This is a genomic window from Xenorhabdus beddingii (assembly GCF_002127545.1).
Classification (GTDB): Bacteria; Pseudomonadota; Gammaproteobacteria; order Enterobacterales; family Enterobacteriaceae; genus Xenorhabdus; species Xenorhabdus beddingii.
Genome location: NZ_MUBK01000008.1, coordinates 72,675 through 91,030, shown reverse-complemented (window position 1 = coordinate 91,030; position 18,356 = coordinate 72,675). Strand labels below are relative to the sequence as shown.

The window sequence follows — 18,356 nt, the reverse complement described above, 5'->3', positions numbered from 1 at the left end:
AATAAAATTTCAAAATGGTAGGGTATTTCCTTGCTCCCCGCAGTGCAGGGAATAAGGAATGTTCGGAATTTCAGGGTGTCACTATTATGAAGGTTTATTTATATTCTTTAATGTATAACGTGTTAATTGAATTATTGTTGGTGTTGAGATTAGGCTTTAATAAATAAAATAATTTAACTCTTTTTCATCGAACTCAAGGAGGAAATATTTCTCCTTGAGTCCTTGAATATTTATTATCAAATGGGTTTATCTATCGAATTATACAGAGTATTAAGTTGCTTAATGCGTTGATGGTAACTTTGCAGCAAACAGGCGGTCTCTCCCTTGCACTTTTGGCGCTGCTTCAGCCATGCCGTTTGGTTATCATGCATTTCGCCTGAAACGCCCATGGCAAATAACCCCTGTAGAAAGTGATACTTCACACTCATTTCCACATCCAGATCATTCAACTTTGGATGCGAGCAAATCGCTTTTTCATCCGCTGTCTTCGCTTTCGCACAGTCAAAACTGGCAGCGAAACTGAGTGGCGACAGGATAAGTAACATAAGACAGAGATATCTCATTTATTGCTCCTGATGGGAAGGAACGACAGGCCCTGGCCCGGTTTGCAATTTGGGGGGCACAATGTTTTCGAACTTGAATGCGTGTGCCTTACCGGTCGCATTTAATTTGCAGGAGAAGCGAATGTCCTTCCAGCCCTCATCTGTCCGGTACATACCTTTACCCGTCAATTCAGCAGGATATTTCAGTTTTATGCTATCCGGCGATTCATCACCCAGAAAAACTTTATCGGCGTTTTTGTCATGTTGCTTAATGATAGGTAAAGCAAAAGGGCGACAAATAAACTCGGCCACTTTCTTTTTATCTGACCAATTTTGTATATCTTTCAGCGCTGATTTATCTGTAACTTGTTCATTAATTTGTTGTTGCAGGTATTTTTTCTGGCTTGGGGATAATTGTTGAGAGGGGACTTGTGCTTGTGCAAAGGCAGGCAATAGGCAGAAGATCCCCAAATAAGTTAAGTATTTCGAGTAAAACATCATGGTATACTCCTCGTTTGAGACTCAAAAAGTATGGCACACATTTTTTAAGAGTGCCACGAACGTACAGCCATTGCATGAATATTCGCTGACTTGTTGACAAGATTAATAGCGATATATTTATTATTCTTGATTAAGTGACCATCCAATTGATAGCCAGAGCTAAAGTTGTCGCTACTTTATCTTTCACATTATCGATAATAATGATATTGGGATATTCATTTTTTGTGATATGTGGATAAAGAGAATCGGTTAATTGAGTATTTGCCCTATCTGCCATTTATCTAATGCTATAGGAGGTTATTATGTTACATGATGTTATCTCTGCCGCACCTTGAGTCAGGGTCCAGAATAATGAAAAATATTTTTTTTGATGTTTTAAAAATATTGATACCCTGCTTCGCCTTGATTTCAGCGAAGTAGGGTATTTAAAGTCCTTGATAAACCACTTGTTATAACGAGTGGACTGCGTGAATCATATTATGATGAGGAAATTAAGTATATCGCTTCATAAGGTTTAATTTTAATTTCACTCTCTATTTTCGCAGATGATGGATAATTACTTATTAATACCTGCCACTCTTTATGCGTGATTGAGGATTCTGGAGACCAATGTTGTGTTTCATCGCTGAGATTGGCAATGACCAATAAGGTTTGATCTTGCCAACGACGCAGATAACACCACAGCGATGGATGTTCTGGCAGCAGGTCCAAGTAATCACCGTATGTCAGAATGGGCTGTTGCTTTCTCAATTTAATCAAATTGTGGTAGCAATAGAAGAGGGAATCTTCGTCCTGCAAGGCGGTTTCGGCATTGATCTCTGGGTAATTATGGCAAGGCGCAATCCACGGCGTTCCCGTAGTGAAACCCGCGTTGGCTGAATCATTCCATTGCATGGGCGTTCGGCTGTTGTCACGGGATTTCTGTGCCAGAATCGCCAGTACATCCTCTGGTGGCATCCCTTTCTCAATGCGCTCTTGATACATATTCAGGCTTTCGATATCCCGATAATCCTCAATACGCGCAAAATGAGGGTTTGTCATGCCCAATTCTTCACCCTGATAGATATAAGGCGTACCTTGCATACCATGCAGCACCATTGCCAGCATTTTGGCAGATACTCTGTGCAGTTCATTTTCATCCCCAAATCGAGACACAATGCGGGGTTGATCATGATTACACCAGAAGAGCGCATTCCAGGCTTTTTGGTGCATACCTTGCTGCCATGTTGAGAAAATCTTTTTCAGTTCAACATAATCCGGTTTTGCGAGAGTCCATTTTTCTCCATTGGGGTAATCGACTTTCAGATGGTGAAAATTAAACGTCATGGACAGCGCCGTTCCATCCAGAGCAGCATAGCGTTGACAATGTTCAAGACCGGTGGAGGACATCTCACCCACGGTCATCAATCCCCTGGGTTGGAAAACATCGCGGCTCATTGCTTGCAGAAACTCATGTATCCGTGGGCCATCGGTGTAGAATCGGCGGCCATCTCCGTGAGGATCGTCAGGATAATCTTGCTGTTTTGAGACCAGGTTAATGACATCCAGACGCAAGCCATCAACACCCCGATCCGCCCAGAATTCACAGATTTTTTTCAGCTCGGCGCGAACCGGTTCATGTTCCCAATTTAAATCGGCTTGTTCTGCCGCAAACAGGTGGAGGTAATATTGCTGGCTTTCTGCCTGCCATTGCCACGCATTACCGCCGAATTTGGATTTCCAGTTATTAGGCAGGGCACCTTCAGCACCTTTCTGCCAGATATAAAACTGGCGGTAAGGGCTATTAACATCCTGTGCTGCCTGGAACCATGGATGTTGGGTTGAGGTGTGATTGAAAACCATATCCAAAATGATGCGAATACCGCGACGATGCGCATTTTGCACCAAATTATCAAAGTCCTCCATGGAGCCATAATCAGGATTGATGGCACAGTAATCGGCGACATCATAGCCATTATCAACTTGTGGAGAGGGATAAATTGGGGTGATCCAAATGGCATCAACGCCGAGTCGCTGTAGATAGTCCAGCCGTTGGGTGATCCCGTTGATATCACCCGTGCCGCTACCGGTACTATCCTGAAAACTCTTGGGATAAATCTGGTAGATAACGCTGTCCATCCACCATGGTTTTTGTTCCGTCATAAATCGATACCTGCAAAATTAATTGGCGAGTTCATTAGGTAAGGTCGCTTTGCGTTCATTTCTACGATAAGCCAGCACAGTCAGTAAGAATGGCACAATAATTGCGACGAGCATGGCAATAAAATAGATCATCCAGAACTGTGGCTTGATAGAAAGAATTCCCGGTATTCCCCCGACGCCGATGCCATTGGCAATGACATGGTTGAGGCCACAAATCAGCCCGGCCAGACCTGCCCCGATCATGGCGCAGAACATGGGATAGCGGTATTTCAGGTTGATACCATACATGGCGGGTTCGGTGACACCGAGATAGGCTGAAATTGCCGCAGGAATGGAAACCTCGCGTTCTTTTTGTTGCTTGCTGGCCCAGACAATTCCGGTAACAGCAGAACCCTGGGCGATATTAGAGAGTGCAATGATAGGCCAGATGGGGGTTCCGCCGGTGCTTTGGATCATTTGCAGGTCGATGGCCAGCGTTGTCTGGTGGACACCTGTGATCACCAGCGGGGCATAGAAGAAACCGAATAAGGCGGCACCGATTGGAGCAAAGCTACCGGTCATTAACCCTTTAACCGCCCAGGCAACGCCATCACCGATAGCGCGTCCGGCAGGCCCTATCAGAGCGTGGGCAAGGAGAACGGCCAATAGCAGGGAAGTCACCGGAACAATCACAAGATAGAGGTAATCCGGCACCCATTTTTTCAGCCGGGTTTCAATCCATCCCAACGTTAGACCGGCTAATAAGGAAGGAATGACTTGTGCCTGATAACCAACCTTAGAGATGGTAAACCAGCCGAAATTCCAGACTTCGGGGGTTTGCTGCCCAAGCAGGTAAGCATTCATCAATTGCGGGGAAACCAGCGTAATGCCGAGAATAATCCCTAGAATTGGCGTTCCTCCCATCTTTTTGACGGCAGACCAACAGATACCCACAGGGAGGTAGAAAAATATCGCTTCACCGATGAGCCAGAGGAAATCATAAATGCTTTGCCAGACCGGATAGAGTTGTGCAAGTGATTTGCCTTCACTGAATGGGATATCCCCGATCAGGTTACGAAAACCGAGGATCAAACCGCCGCTTATCAGGGCGGGCAGTAAGGGGAAGAAAATCTCAGCAAAATGTGAAATTGCATTTTCATACCATTTCATATTTTGACGAGCGGCTTGTTTAACCTCTTCTTTATTAACGGATTGTTTTCCTGTGGTTTCAAGCAGGGCTTTATAATAAACATCCACATTCGTCCCGATAACCACCTGAAATTGGCCGGCATTGGTGAAACACCCCTTAACCATGGGTAGCTCTTCAATCGCTTTGGCATCGGCATTTTCTGGTGTATTGAGAACGAATCTGAGGCGGGTGATACAATGACTGACGGAAGCGATATTCTCTTTCCCGCCAATTAAAGTAATAAGTTTATCAATATCCTTTTGATTTATTTGTTTTTTCTTCATGCCTTTTCTCCTTGGTATGGCAGGAGTGATAAATAATGGAGTTTTGCGATTAACAGAATGATTACTCTCGTGATGAGATAGTGTATAGACTGAGATAATAGCTGATTTATCCTAGTCAGATTTCTCGCTTTTTAATATTAAAATATTTTTTGTTTGAGTTTTGGATCACATTTTACGGCATTTATTTGAAATTAAATGCTTTTTTCTGTTTGCAAAAAAGATTACAGGGGTTTTAATTTCTTTAGTAATTAATTGATGTGAGTTATGATTAGTGCTATCGAGTGGTAGAAAAACTCTATCTTTCACTATTGAATCTGACTTTCTGCCTGCCAATTAACTTATTATTTAAATCTTCAATGTTTTTATGTAAATAATAATGAGGTGAGATATGAATAAAGAAGATGCCGCGAATAGAATAAAAAGGGCTTTTCGTCAGTGTTGGGAAAACCGCGCCATTGACAGAATGAGTGATACAATGAGACGTAATGCAGATAATGCAAAGGCCAAACATGGTGTTTCTACATTTGAGGAAATATACGATTTTAACAAAACGGTGAATTTTGATTATTATCCTAATCTGCATTTTAATATGAGAACGATGGCAGATGATCTGAGAAAAAGTTTAGGTAATTTGACAAATGAGGAATCAACGTTTGCAGAAAACTTTATGTCACAAGCATTTTATATTGTACATGTTAGCGATAAAAACTTTACAGAAAATAATTCAACCGGAGACTTAAATCTCTATTCAAGAGTTCGTCTTTTGGAGAAAGGTGTTGAATTTAATAATAGAAATTCAACTCCGGATGATATAAAAAGATTAGGAAATGATGATTATGTGTTTTTTTCATTTGAGGTAGGTGAAGAGCCTAAGAAAATTCAAAGCCGATTTGGCTGCTTTTTTTATCGCGTTAGATATACGCCGAGAAACTTTTCTTTAAGACATTCTTCTATGGTTTTGTTTGATCACTTATCACCTAAGCAGCATCTTATTAAAGGTATTAATAGAACGATAGATCATCTTGATATCAGTGTCGTTTCAAAAGATCATCTTCGAGAAAGAAGACTCCGCCGAGGGAGAAGTATTTTTTCAGGTTATGAAAATTCTATCAATGGATTATTGTACTCTATCATTCATGACATAAGGGAGTTGAAAGATGAAAATGATAAGAAAAAACTTCTCTCAGCGCGCAGTGATAAGGAGATTAATTTGATTGTAAATGGATTATTCCGTCCTGAAGTCCGAGTGCCAAGAATGATAGGTATATTAAGAGGAGGTTATCAATTAAGAAATTTTAATAATTAAAAAATTATCTGATTAATATAATGAATTATGTTCTTATAAACAGAAAAAGTACAACATCGCGTCCGGCCAATCTTACTATGACCGGACGTAAGTGGTAATTAATGCGTCACCAGATTAATAAAGATTTGTGCCCCAGCCAGCAGGCAATCATCGTCAATAAAATAAGGATTAGCGTGCAGATAGTTATCAATTCCTTTTGCTTTATTGCCGCTGCCGAGGAAGAACATGGCACCCACCCGATCTTGGGTGGCATTGATCATAGAATTTGACGCACTATGTGACTGGGGGAGTGAGCGCAGCCAACAAAGAGGCAACTTGAAGTATGAAGGGCATAGGGTAAGAGAGCCATTATTTTCCATCCATCAGCACCCGCCTAAGCTCCGTTGTGATCGTATCCAGTTGCATTAATGTCACACTGCGGATATCCACTTCGACTTTGCCTTCATTGGCGTGGTATTCCCGAAAGTAGATCGCAATATCGCCCTGCCTGAGCTGGGCCAGAATATCGAATGTATTTTTGCCGATGAGTCGTTCATCAAACGTGATCTCAGTCCGGGCAATATCACGGCCGGCACTGTCCCAAACGACGTTGGCGGTGACGCCGGTAATCTGGTTCAGCTTCTCAATAAACGGCGCCATTCTTGCCACCATTTCTGCGCCTGTTTCTTTGTGATCATTTTCGGGATCATTAAGATATCTTTCGATGGCCAGCGTCAGGCCGAGAATGCCTTCTTTGCCAATTTTCATGGCCCGCCCGATACCGTAACGCTGATTTTTGACCCACTCAACATAAGGCTGTTTACCAATCACCAGTCCGCTGGTAGGGCCTTCAATGGCCTTGGCACCACTGTAGATCACTAAATCGGCCCCTTGCCGATAATAGAGCGTTAAATCTTCCTCTGCGGCGGCATCCACAATCAGGGGTAAGTTGTGGGCCTGTGCAACGCGAGCGGCATCTGCCACGGTCAGCATACTTTTTTGTACGGTATGGTGGGATTTGATATAGAGGATCGCCGCAGTGTGTGGCGTGATTTTATCGGCGAGTTGTGCCGCACTGCATTCGTTGGCGAAGCCCGCTTCAATCACTTTACCGCCTCCCAAGGTAATCATGGTTTCAACGGGGGCACCAAAATTCACGTTATGTCCCTTGGGCAGGATGATTTCACGCGCAACGGATTTATCCGAATTGTGCAGGTTAAGCCGCAGGTCATCATCCTCCTTGCTGATGACCGCAGCCACGGATTGCGCGATCCCAGCAGAAGCGCAGGAAACGACCACCGCACTGTCCACATTGAGTAATTTAGCGATGTAGTTGCCGGTTTTATCGACCAAATCATCCATCTCAAAATAGTGTGTCAGCCCGGCCGTGACCTGCGCAACGATTGGCTCGGCAGGTGTTGAAACACCCAACGCCGTCATACGTCCGGCGGCATTGATCACTTGGCGTAATTGGTATTTTTCATAGAGGGATGCCATTGAGGGGACTCCTGTTCGTCGTTGCATTTTTGGCCGGGGTATTTTCCACTGACATGTTTTTCTTTGTGACATTTTCTGCCACGACGATATGGACTCCCGCGATGACAGTCGCGATGGGAACAAATTGTTGCGTGCCGATCCTGATTTGCCCTTCGGCATCGACAAGTTCAATGCGTTGATTTTTTAGATCAAAAATAGTGATATCGCCATCGCAGCCCCGTTCCAGCCTGCCTTTGTGGGGAAGATGGAGCAGATTTGCTGCATTGATTGTCACGCAGTTAAGAATGTATTCAGGAGACAACCCCAGATTGAGGAATTTCGTCATCACCGTGGCGAGGCTGTGGACTGGCCCGCCAACGCGGTTTCTTTGATAGATATCTGAACTGATCATGTGAGGATGGGCGCCGAATTTAATCGCCTGTTCAGCAATGGAAAAGCTAAGACTTTCTGTGCCATGCCCGACATCCAACATAACGCCTCGCGCAAGTGCCCGCTGAATGGCGGGTTTCAGGTTGCCGGCTTCATCAAGAATACGATTGGGCTTACCGTTAAAACAGTGAGTGATGATATCGCCTTTGGTCAGCAGGTCAGCCATTTCTTCCAGATGGGGGGGAGGGTTACCAATATGCACCATGAGCGGCAGTCCGTTCGCTTTCTGCATGATCTTGGCTTTAATCAGCGGCTGGAGGCCATTTTCACCCACCACGCTTTGACTCATGCGGGCTTTCAATCCGATAATAAAACCTTTGTGACGCCTGATGGCATCCTGTAAGTGTTCATTGTTGATTTGTGCCATATCAGCCAGCTCGTTTTGGCAGCAGATACCAGTGCGGGAAATATTCAACAAGGCATAGACATGGGTTTTAGCCTTGCGCGTCATGGCATAAAAATCATCAATATCATCTGCCCCTGTACTCCCCGCATCAACCACGGTTGTCACACCCGAGGCGGCACCGATTAAATCGGGATCATCATAATAGAGGGGCGATTGCGGGTAGCAGTGAGTGTGAGCATCAATCCAGCCCGCGCTGACGTAATAATGGCCGTGCAGATCAATTTCCTTGATAGAGGGCAAGCCTGCCGCTGCCTCAGGGCCAACGGCAGTCACTCTGCCACCATTGATGACAATATCAATCACATCCCCATTAATGTGTTTTCCTTGTTTAATAATTAAGTCATTCATAGACACCTGTCCTTATTAGGATGTTGCGACAGGGAAAAAATAGCCGAGTGCCATGGCTCCCAGAATGGCACCCCCTGCCACGGGTTTTTTCCACAGATAGAACAGCAGTGCGCCAAGCAGCGAACCGAGGCCAATCGGAATGGAAGCCATCATTGCTGCCAACATAATCAGAGGGCCGAGGAATCTTCCTGAAGCGTTCCCTGCGCCCATCATGACATCTGCACCAAAGGTGGAATTTCCCTGCGCAATCGTGAAGTTACGGGCAAGGATGATCACCAGACCGACGAGAACACCCAGCAACATGCCCGTGATCAGAGATGCCCAGAAGTTAGTGACCAGAAAATCAAAACCTCCCGCCAGCAAGAGTGCGGGAACCCCTAAACCAATGCCTGTTTGCAATGCGCCGCCGATATCCAGAATGCCAACCAATGATCCTTCTACAATACGGGCAAACAGAAAACTGGCACCAAATGCGGCAACCGCGCCATAAACCCCGGTGTCGATACCGGAACGCAACATCGCGACGAAAGCCACTTCATTAAATGCACCAAATCCGTACACCACATACATATGCGTGCCGGCAAAAATTCCCGCTGACAGCAGGCCAACAAACAGGGGGAATGTCCATTCTGCGTACCAAAAATCAGGCTTGTTCAGTTGCGTATTCATGGTTATCTCCCACCCAAAAATTGATGGATATGGCTTAGCCAGTTTGGGGTATCCAGCATAAAAGATTGTAGTAGCTTCAGGTCGAATTCACGGAAGAAACCGCTGAGGGTGAACAGCAAAACGACGGCGATCAACAGGGTCAGGGTAAGTTTATTCCAGCCGTTGTCATCGACCCCCTTGCCGATCAAAATGCCCAATACCAAACCCGGAATGGCATTGCCCATGATAAGTTGCGCACAACCGCCGAAGAGCGTCGCCCAAAAACCGGAACGCCGGCCGGCATCCATTGCGGCGAGCCAGAACAGCACCGGCATCACGGTATTGACCAGTAAGTTGGCGGCCGGGACAAGCACATGGGTGGCGGTGGTCTGCAAGGCGGCCGGAACAGCGGAAGCGGTGGTATTCAGGAATGCCACCAGCAACGCCCCGACAATGGTGCAAGCGATCGCCATTTTTTTCGGATTGTGCAGGGTTTGCGCGACGTTGCGGTTTTTCATCATCAAGGCGGCGGCGCCCCAATGGGGAATAATACGGTGATCCACATCCTGCGTGAATGCGCCGGCCGCCACCGATGACGCCCAAGCGTTAAAAAAGAAGCCGAGTCCAAAAGAGAAATGAGAGGCGGGATCGCCCTCACAGGCATTCAGTTCACCTAACGTGCGAAATGCCCCCATGCCCTGAACGGTGGGCGCGTGGAACATGCGTGCCGCTCCAGCCCCAAGGCCGAAACCGCACAGACCCCCGATAATCAGCGACATGCCCAGTATTTCGATCAAAGAGGCTGTAGCACCCATCATTTTTCCTCCTTATCCTGTTCTGCCGGAATGGGGTTTTTCTGCGGTGTGACTCTGATTGGCTTGAAATGGACGGTCTTAAAATGAGTGGTCTCAAAATGGATAGACTCAACATCCAGCAAGGTGACATTGACGGTCACATCCAGCACCACTGAATAGTGTTCGCGCTGACGGGGCAGAAAAAAGAACAGGAATTTTTCTGTTGTGACTTGGCGGGTGGCGCTGACAATGGCGACATCCTTGGGTTCTATGCGCAGAATAATATGAGAGCTGCCTTGCAACACGGTGCGCTGTACGGCATTCAGGGCATCCGCGATGGCTTTTTGCCGGGAATCGCCGGAGCCACTGACGCGAACAGCGGTTTCACGCGACGCTTTCATGAGTGTTCACTCTGCTTTTTGCTCAAGGCATAAACCAGACGCTCGCCCAACTCAGCTTTGTCCATAAAGCCAAAACCAAGCACCGTACAGCCCTCACGGATCGCCGTTTCACCTTCTTCAATGGAACGCATTCCGTGACGAACTGAGTAGCCATATTTGTTTTGTGCCGTAATTGCCCCCGCGCCACCACTGCCACAAAACGAAATACCGATATCTGCCTGCTCCTGATGCATCACATCGCCCAGTTTCATGTCTGCCGCCATGCCCGGGATCACAATCGCTTTTCCGCCAGCAGCTTCAACGCCGACGGCGACATTTTGCCCTTTACCTAAACGATCACCGATAACCACAACGATTTGTTTTTCAGTGATCTTTTTTTCAATGTTCTTTTTTTCAATGTTCTTTTTTTCAATAAATGGCTGTTTGCTCATGGGTTCTGTCTCCAGATATTCAGGGATTGGAACGCGCAATCTCAACATGTACTGATAGTAGATAAACTTCTTCGATTGCCAGATTTGGCAGCGTTTCGACGATTTGTGCGGCCAGCTTGATAGATTCCGGTGAAATCTCATCAAATAAAGAGATATCCACTTCTGGCAAAGGTTCCCCTGTCTTGGCTCTCATCACCATCGCCTTAATGTGAGAGGCCAGCATTTGCTGCTGTACGGGCGTGGTGTAAGCGCCCTCGGCAGCCAACCATTTTTCAATAAGCGTCAGGACGTGCTGGCTGATTATTTCGGGCTCAAAAACACCGTCTGTCATATTGAAAGGCATGGAGGGATTATGCATAACGTTTCCCCGTCAAATCGATCACGATAATCGTCGCTTGGCGACAAACGAATCCGGTTTTGTTTGCTGAAATGACCTTAGCGATTTTATTTCTGGCTTTGGAGCAGGTTAATTTCCGTTTCAAAGTGGAAATCAATTAAAAATAGCCATGTGTTAGGCAGAATGGTTGGTTTTTTAAGTGAGAAAAGGAGTAAAAAGCGAAGAAAATGATTTTCTTAACCTTTGAATAGGGTCACATTATAGCCATCCTTTCTTTCATGTTGATGAGATCACGCGCCCAAGGCTGTCTTTTGCGATCATCTGAAACTCATTGAAATTCCGGCTGCACAACAGCCGCTTCGTGGCTTTTTCCCTCACAAATGTGGCAAAAAGATCGTAAATGGCGATGGCTTCCTCATAATCCTCTTTGCTGATGGCGAGCAAAAAAATGACATTCGCTCGCTCTTTGGTTGCTTTGCTCCATTCAATGCCTTTGGGAGCGAGGATCGTGACGACCATCGTTTTGAGTGCCAGTAGCCCCAACGCATGGGGTAAGGCAATATTTTCTCCCAATAATGTGGTGAGGATGGATTCCCGTTCAATGAGTGAAGGGAGAAAATCATCGCTGACATAGCCGTCGGCTTGCAGTTTTCGGCAGACCTTTTTGAACAGCGTTTCTTGCGTCATCTCCTCCCTGATGACGATGAAATAACGTCGGTCAAAGAACCGTTCCAGAAGGTAAGAACGAGTTTGCCCCACGATGGTGAGCCGTCCGATCAGTTCTATTTGGTAAGGCGTAGGGAAAGGGGAGATTTTGATGATGGGTTTATTTTTTGCGGTCAGGCACAACGTGGTAAGGATAAAATTCTCTTCCACATAGGCCAATCGGTTGTATTCATGGCATGGCAATATGCGTTGTAGTTTGAGTTGCGGAAATTCGCGGACAATTTGTGCTTCAATCATGCGTTGTATTGCGTTACCTGCATCGGTGACAAGCAGAACAGGGATCGGGCGGTTATTGCCTGTCCCGTAATTTCGTTCCAAACCCACGCCGATATGTACGGCCAGATATCCCAGCTCATTTTCATTGAGGGAGCCGGGGAGTTGATCTTCAATGCGTGTCAGTGCGCTGACCGTGACATCATAGGCGAAAGGATAATACTGTTTGATATCCGCCAGCAGGGGATTTTTGGTGCTGATTTGGTGTTGTAACCGGTTGACCAACAAACTTAAATGGGCGGCCAGATCGCTTCTCAGCCTGTCGTCATGGCGTAAATCATAATGATAGGATTGATGGATATCGTTGAGGATCTCATTTGCCCAGTGTTGACCCTCAAGGAGGCGGCAAACAGGATCGTCATGTTGGGGAACACGCTGCACGGCGATTTGCCGGCCGAGATAATGGGCTTCTGCGTGAGAGATTTCATCATCTAAAAAGAGGGCGAACGCGGTTGAAATCTCCTCGACAGCCCGCTGGATGGGGCTATCTAACGGGGGTATTTCACCCTGTGCTATAGCTTCACCCTGTGTTATGAGGTGACGATAGCGAATGCGGAGCAAGGAAGCCGCACAGTTAAATATCAGGTATTGTCTGCCTTCATTGGTGAGCCGGATACCAAAACGACGGAGGCTGTTTTGCAGAACCTCTTCAATATAGGGCAAATCGATGTCGATATGCGCCAGAATATCCATCCTGAATCGGCTGAGTGGCCGATCCATCTGCCGCAAGAAGCGGTTTAGCAATGTGTCGGTCAGGCAGGCCCGAATAGCGCGTTCATCACCCTGCAATTGGCTGCCCAAACGGGGAATGCTTTCCAGTTTCAGGGGATACTTGCTGAGTATTGCCCGCACTGCGCTCATGTCATGTTGCAACGTACCACGGCTGATGCACCATGCTTCGGCAATATCATCCAGTTTGATGGTCTCGGACGGCAGTAACAGTTTTAGCAATAGGGCATCGACACGATCACGGGCGGTTCTGGGGATCGTCTGGATCATTTGCTGCTGTTTTGGCAGGGAGGCAAATAAAGTGTGATCATCAACACGCAGATCATAACCGATCCCTCGTTTATAAGAGATCTGCGCTCCGTAATGGTGCAGGATATCATTTAATTCATTGATATCCGTGCGAATGGTGCGGCTGGAAACACGAAAGCGTTTTGCCAACTCATCTTGTGGCAATAGTTCTGCTTGAATCACCTCAAAGAGATGGGCAAGGCGCGGATAGGGAAACAGAGCCACGGTCATCCCCTGCATGTAGGGTTAATGGTTCAATTGGATATCCATGAGGGTTTCAATCGCGCCACTGCGCAGGAGCCGCTGCTTATTGGGCGTCACATGGATAGCTTGGCTGACAGGCAGGACGGGAATGCCGGAGCCTAAAAATACCGGGACGGTGGTAACGAACATGTGTTGCAGCTCCCCGGCATCGGCAAAACTGGCGGCAGTTTTACCTCCTCCGATAACCCAGACATCTTTATTTTTGGCGGCGGCTTTTGCCTTGGCAGCAATAATTTTGGGACTGTCTTGCGTGACAACGGCATTAATGCCAGCGGGAACGGTTAAATTTCTTGAGGAGAGGATAAAGGAAGGAATAGTTTGATAAGGCCATTCTCCAGACGTGTTTTGCATAACCCATTCATAGGTTCCCGCTCCCATAATCGCGGCGCCGATATCTTGATAAAACGCATCATAAGGTGTGGCATCATCCCCTAGGGAGCATTCATCTAACCAGCCTAACTCATGGTTATCAGTAGCAATATAACCATCCATTGTGGCGGCGACATAATAGATCAGTTTCGACATGGCGTTTCCTTATTTTTATACGTAGAGCGAACCCATCAGGGAGAGACGATGATGCCTGATCCGATAAATAATAGTGATAAATAAGCCTATTACCTTATCAGGCGGGTAAGAAAATGATGAATTTTTTTGCGCGATCTTGATCGAAAAAACGGCATAAATTTGGCTTTAGTATCCCTCTGATACAAAAAGGAAGCAGGTCATAGCCCATGTATTCGGCCCCTCTGAACGGATACTACCTGCCGAAAACGGCTCGACTTATTATCCCCTTTTCACATGGGTTTCATGACGACTGATGATTGGGGGAAGTTACGTCAGAGAAGTCCTTTTTAGGTGGCTTCACTGGGTATGGTTTTGTAGAAAAGCAGGTCGGACAAGGTTTACCGCCGTTTTTTTAACGGCGTCACTTGGTAAAAATCCAAGTGACGCCGCCTCTCAAAACGCCTTAACTAACGACTAGAGACTAAAGATATTTAAAGTAAAATTAATCGATCTCAGGAGTTATATCAAAATAGGCTACCTCGGATAATGAGCATTCTTCTGCTGAAATAATTGATGAAGCAATAAAAACAGCAGGTTTTTTGTTTTTATCAATATACGGAATAGTTATTTCTAACGTTTGCGTATATAACTGTCCCGATTCTTTAAGAACAATTGGCTTACCTTCTTTTGCTAATCTAGTTCGTTCTAGTAGAGAAGATGTTGCTTTCATTCTATCGAATTGATTATTTTTTCGATAAGAATTAGTTATAACAATTTGCGAAGCCCAAGACTCAGTAGTTGCACAATAATCTAAAGCTTTTTCGGTATCATCTTTTATTGAAGAAAAAGCAATAGTAGGAATAAACAACATTGCAAATAAAATAATTTTTTCCATGATCTATTTCACTATCAATTCTCTGTCCATAGAATCAATTATCTCTCTTCTCGCACTTTTTCCAACAATTATACAACCCTCTGATGCTTCACCAGGTCTTTTCGTGCTATCACCGTGTATTCTGAAAAGATCTCTTCCGTACATATTGTTACCCTCACGCGGCTCTAAATGAATAGTCATTGCACCTTTGCTACTGGTATAACCTCCAATCGTATATTGTCCTCTTGGGATTGGTCCTTTCCCACGTATCGATTCTGAGGCAGGATTATTTTTATGTATTCCATTCCCGCTGTATCCGTCACGGTAAACCAATTTTTCGTCATGATATAACTCGCCTGAGTACTGATGATAAATCCAAGCCATTAAAAACTCCTTTTTTTCAAAAAAATTAATTACTTTACTTTATATACTTTATCACCTTTTTTATTTGTGGATTAAATCAATTTATAGGTTTATTTATCAAAAAAAATTAAATTTTGTTTTTTTTATATAAAACAGATGAATAAAAACTCATTTCAATAATTTTAATTGAAAAACATTACCATAACGCTTTGGAGTCATGACCAATTTAAATAATACTGAATCTGCCCACAGATAGCGGGCAGTTTTAGTCAAAACAAGGGAGGGCAATCGCTTATTTTGCCCCGTTTTGATCTTTCCACCACCGATACAGTGTTTCAATATCCGGTGATGTTATCAGTTTCATCGCCGCCTTAAGCTGTTCCAGCGGCCAGTTCCACCACTGCATTTCCAGCAGTAAGGCAATGTGTTTACCAGAAAAACAGTAGCGGGCGCATTCGTCAAAGGAATAACCGTGATAATAGCCGGAATAGTCACTGAAACGGCCAACCTGAATATTGGGATTGGTGACCTGTTCCGCTAATGTTTTGCCCTTAAAGGGAGTGTCGAAGTCGTTGTTCATAAGGTATTTTTGATTATGAATGAAAACGTCGGTAATAAGCCGCAGCCGGTTGAGGTAATTGACCAATGGTTGTCTCGCAACGTTCGCTGACGTAGCGGGTCGCAGCAAGGTCAATGCGCTGATAGATATTGATACATAAATGACGGGCAATTTGCCCTTCCCATTGTGCCGGCAACAAGGCATCCGGCAGCAGGGGATCACGCAGGACTGCGCGGCGGTAAAAGTGGATCAGCAGCAGACGTAACTGGAAGCTGCGTTCTGGGGTCAGATCGTCTGCATGGCAATCCCGTAATAGCGCCATCAAGGGGCGGAAGGAAACGATAAATTCGTGATAGTGCTGCGAGACTTGTTCCAGTGACCAACTTGCAGATACGCGCTCCTTTAGGCTCTGCTCTGAACGTGGATAAGGATAATCGGCGCGGAAGTAGATAACGGAATCGCTGGCGTTGAGTTCGCTCAACAGGGCGGGGATATCACTTTGGGAGCTGCTTGGGGCGGCCATCAGGGTGCTGTTGAGTTGACCGAATCCCAGCCAGCCCAACTCTTTTTTCAGACGGGTGCGTTCTTCTTTGGTGGCTCCCTCCAGCAGCAGCAGATCCCATTTGCCATCCCATTCCGGCTGTTCGCTGAGATAGATTTTGCTTTCTGCATGGCGAAATTGATTCATGCCCCGTTCGGTAATGCGGTAATAACTGCGTCGCCCCAGTTTTTCAACCGTGAGCCACCCCTCTTTTTGCAGACGGAACACGGAGGTTCGCACGAAACGGTCACTGAATCCCATCGGCTCCAGCAGCAGACTCAGGCTGCCAAGCCAGACCTCTCCACCCCGGTGGCTGAGAGCATCGCCATACAGGGAGATGATCAAAGATGTTCCGCTGATAGGTTGGGCATCAAGGGCATGCCGGATAAAGTCGTCGAGTTTATGTGCCATATTTTTCCGTGATCTGCTCAAAAGTGTGTCATGACATTAACATAACTGATATCTCTGTCGCGCTGCATTTTGAAAACCATAATATATAAATATCATTAAGGAAATTAACGCCGGAAAAAGAGTCAGCCACCGCAGTTTGATATCATTGGGTTCGCGGTGGCGAAAGGTTATTCATGTGGACGGTTGTCGATCACCCGCACTGCCTTGCCCTCTGAGCGTGGAATGACGCCACAGTTGACGATGATGACATCGACACTGAGTCCCACCATGGATTTAATGTGATGGCGCAACTGATCACAGAGGTGGCAACATTGTTCATGGTTGAGCAGGTCTGGTGCTTTTAGTTCAACTTTGACTGACAGGCAGTCAAGGTTACCTTTGCGATTCACTTCTAATTGGTAGTGTGACGACAGCGCCTTGAAGCGGATGATTTGCTCTTCTAGCTGTGATGGGAAAACATTAATGCCACGGATAATCAGCATGTCATCGGAACGTCCGGTAACCCTGTTCATACGCCGCATATGATGTGCTGTTCCGGGCAATAAATGTGTCAGGTCGCGGGTACGGTAACGGATTATGGGCATGGCCTCTTTGGTCAGCGTGGTCAGGATCATCTCTCCGGTTTCTCCATCCGCCAAGTTATTCAGCGTGTCGGGATTAATCACTTCAGGGTAGAAATAATCCTCCCAAATGGTGGAGCCGTCAGAATATTCCAGTGATTCCATCGCAACACCCGGCCCTATCACTTCGGACAGGCCATAGATATCTAATGCCTTGATGCCCATGCGCGTTTCAATTTCAGCGCGCAAAGCGGCTGTCCACGGCTCTGCGCCAAAGATACCGGTACGTAAGGAGCATGTGCTGGCATCTCCGCCCATTTGACGCTCCAGCTCATCCAGTAAGGTCAGGCAGTAAGACGGTGTGATCATGATGATATCTGGCTTGAAATCCATAATCAGTTGCGCCTGTTTTTCGGTGTTGCCGGTGGATATTGGAATGACGGTTGCGCCCAGCCGCTCGGCGCCATAATGCATCCCCAGTCCCCCCGTGAACAGGCCATAACCGTAGGCGATGTGAACTTTGTCTTTGGCACTTACCCCGGCAAAGTGCAGGCTGCGAGCGATAAGTTCTGACCAATTATCGATGTCCCGCTGGGTATAACCCACCACGGTGGGGCGCCCTGTGGTGCCTGATGAGGCATGGATACGGACAATCTGTTCCATGGGAACGGCAAACGTATCAAAAGGGTAATGGTCCCGCAGGTCTTGCTTGGTGGTGTAAGGAAACTGGGTGATGTCATCAAGTTGTTTGAAATCATCGGGATGGACACCTGCGGCATCAAATTTGCGGCGATACATGGGAACGTTGTTATAAGCGTGTTTGAGCGTCCATTTTATCTGTTTAATTTGCCATGCCTCAAGTTCATCACGTGAAGCAAATTCGTGTTGTTTCTGGGACTTTTTGAGGTGTTGTACGTTGTTGTTCATCATTTCCTGTCCTTTTATTGGTCTGTGTGTAACAGGTGGTTTTTGGCATTATGTGCAGGTGTTGATTAAGTCAGAACATCAGGGATAAATCGTCAGGAATAACCTGTTGTTATAAAATGGTAAT

The 18,356-nt window shown here is 46.0% G+C and carries 18 protein-coding genes and 3 pseudogenes; 2 read left to right on the top strand and 19 right to left on the bottom strand.

Translation table 11 applies throughout. From position 1 onward, the window contains the following. Positions 1 to 236: 236 nt before the first annotated feature. The 4 genes from Xbed_RS06855 to treB all read right to left on the bottom strand — a co-directional run bounded on the left by Xbed_RS06855 (position 237) and on the right by treB (position 4,637). Positions 237 to 563, bottom strand: a complete 327-nt coding sequence (locus Xbed_RS06855; RefSeq protein ID WP_086112168.1) for a lysozyme inhibitor LprI family protein — start codon at positions 561 to 563, stop codon at positions 237 to 239. Then, complete coding sequence (locus Xbed_RS06850; RefSeq protein WP_244182421.1) at positions 564 to 1,043, bottom strand: hypothetical protein; 480 nt, start codon at positions 1,041 to 1,043, stop codon at positions 564 to 566. A 477-nt stretch (positions 1,044 to 1,520) separates the two neighbouring features. Continuing rightward, positions 1,521 to 3,185, bottom strand: coding sequence for an alpha,alpha-phosphotrehalase (treC, locus tag Xbed_RS06845; protein ID WP_086112167.1), 1,665 nt, complete (start codon positions 3,183 to 3,185; stop codon positions 1,521 to 1,523). Positions 3,186 to 3,203: 18 nt separating this feature from the next. Beyond that, a complete protein-coding gene (gene treB / locus Xbed_RS06840; RefSeq protein WP_086112166.1) occupies positions 3,204 to 4,637 on the bottom strand; it encodes a PTS trehalose transporter subunit IIBC in 1,434 nt (477 codons plus the stop codon). A gap of 388 nt (positions 4,638 to 5,025) precedes the next feature. On the opposite strand from treB, the gene Xbed_RS06835 reads away from it, so the two are divergent. Then, on the top strand, positions 5,026 to 5,943 hold the full coding sequence (locus tag Xbed_RS06835; RefSeq protein WP_086112165.1) for a hypothetical protein: 918 nt from the start codon (positions 5,026 to 5,028) through the stop codon (positions 5,941 to 5,943). Positions 5,944 to 6,041: 98 nt separating this feature from the next. Here Xbed_RS06835 and Xbed_RS19370 read toward each other — a convergent pair. From Xbed_RS19370 to Xbed_RS06785, 10 genes and pseudogenes are all read right to left on the bottom strand, one after another. Next, a pseudogene (locus Xbed_RS19370) lies at positions 6,042 to 6,203 on the bottom strand (M20 metallopeptidase family protein); the annotation flags it as partial. An 88-nt stretch (positions 6,204 to 6,291) separates the two neighbouring features. Next, positions 6,292 to 7,419, bottom strand: a complete 1,128-nt coding sequence (locus Xbed_RS06825; RefSeq protein ID WP_086112163.1) for a DgaE family pyridoxal phosphate-dependent ammonia lyase — start codon at positions 7,417 to 7,419, stop codon at positions 6,292 to 6,294. Then, positions 7,403 to 8,602, bottom strand: coding sequence for an amidohydrolase/deacetylase family metallohydrolase (locus Xbed_RS06820; RefSeq protein WP_086112162.1), 1,200 nt, complete (start codon positions 8,600 to 8,602; stop codon positions 7,403 to 7,405). Before Xbed_RS06820 ends, Xbed_RS06825 begins: the two co-directional genes overlap by 17 nt. A gap of 15 nt (positions 8,603 to 8,617) precedes the next feature. Next, positions 8,618 to 9,271, bottom strand: a complete 654-nt coding sequence (locus Xbed_RS06815) for a DUF4310 family protein (RefSeq protein WP_086112161.1) — start codon at positions 9,269 to 9,271, stop codon at positions 8,618 to 8,620. Positions 9,272 to 9,273: 2 nt separating this feature from the next. Next, positions 9,274 to 10,065, bottom strand: coding sequence for a DUF4311 domain-containing protein (locus tag Xbed_RS06810; RefSeq protein WP_086112214.1), 792 nt, complete (start codon positions 10,063 to 10,065; stop codon positions 9,274 to 9,276). Between the two features lie 95 nt (positions 10,066 to 10,160). Continuing rightward, a pseudogene (locus tag Xbed_RS06805) lies at positions 10,161 to 10,445 on the bottom strand (DUF4312 family protein); the annotation flags it as partial. Continuing rightward, positions 10,442 to 10,876: a glycine-rich SFCGS family protein gene (locus Xbed_RS06800; protein WP_086112159.1), complete on the bottom strand. Its 435-nt coding sequence runs from the start codon at positions 10,874 to 10,876 to the stop codon at positions 10,442 to 10,444. The pseudogene Xbed_RS06805 and the gene Xbed_RS06800, both read right to left, overlap by 4 nt. A 19-nt stretch (positions 10,877 to 10,895) precedes the next feature. Further along, positions 10,896 to 11,234 carry a transcriptional antiterminator gene (locus tag Xbed_RS06795; RefSeq protein ID WP_086112158.1) on the bottom strand — a complete coding sequence of 113 codons (339 nt, stop codon included), beginning with the start codon at positions 11,232 to 11,234 and terminating at the stop codon, positions 10,896 to 10,898. 255 nt (positions 11,235 to 11,489) lie between these two features. Beyond that, entirely contained in the window at positions 11,490 to 13,460 is a 1,971-nt protein-coding gene (locus tag Xbed_RS06790; RefSeq protein WP_244182420.1) for a BglG family transcription antiterminator, read from the bottom strand. 15 nt (positions 13,461 to 13,475) lie between these two features. Next, entirely contained in the window at positions 13,476 to 14,018 is a 543-nt protein-coding gene (locus tag Xbed_RS06785; RefSeq protein WP_086112156.1) for a dihydrofolate reductase family protein, read from the bottom strand. A gap of 267 nt (positions 14,019 to 14,285) precedes the next feature. Here Xbed_RS06785 and Xbed_RS20670 point away from each other — a divergent pair. Next, positions 14,286 to 14,348 (top strand): annotated as a pseudogene (locus tag Xbed_RS20670) (hypothetical protein); the annotation flags it as partial. 151 nt (positions 14,349 to 14,499) lie between these two features. On the opposite strand, the gene Xbed_RS06775 reads toward Xbed_RS20670, so the two are convergent. From Xbed_RS06775 to paaK, 5 genes are all read right to left on the bottom strand, one after another. Beyond that, on the bottom strand, positions 14,500 to 14,892 hold the full coding sequence (locus Xbed_RS06775; protein ID WP_086112155.1) for a hypothetical protein: 393 nt from the start codon (positions 14,890 to 14,892) through the stop codon (positions 14,500 to 14,502). A gap of 3 nt (positions 14,893 to 14,895) precedes the next feature. Then, the gene (locus Xbed_RS06770) at positions 14,896 to 15,255 is read right to left on the bottom strand and encodes a tlde1 domain-containing protein (protein ID WP_086112154.1); all 360 of its coding nucleotides are present in this window, start codon (positions 15,253 to 15,255) and stop codon (positions 14,896 to 14,898) included. A 271-nt stretch (positions 15,256 to 15,526) separates the two neighbouring features. Beyond that, a complete protein-coding gene (locus Xbed_RS06765) occupies positions 15,527 to 15,814 on the bottom strand; it encodes a hypothetical protein (protein ID WP_086112153.1) in 288 nt (95 codons plus the stop codon). A 13-nt stretch (positions 15,815 to 15,827) separates the two neighbouring features. Continuing rightward, positions 15,828 to 16,745 (bottom strand): phenylacetic acid degradation operon negative regulatory protein PaaX, encoded by a 918-nt coding sequence (gene paaX, locus Xbed_RS06760; RefSeq protein WP_086112152.1) that lies wholly within the window; start codon positions 16,743 to 16,745, stop codon positions 15,828 to 15,830. 167 nt (positions 16,746 to 16,912) lie between these two features. Further along, entirely contained in the window at positions 16,913 to 18,232 is a 1,320-nt protein-coding gene (gene paaK, locus Xbed_RS06755) for a phenylacetate--CoA ligase PaaK (RefSeq protein ID WP_086112151.1), read from the bottom strand. Between the last annotated feature and the right edge of the window lie 124 nt (positions 18,233 to 18,356).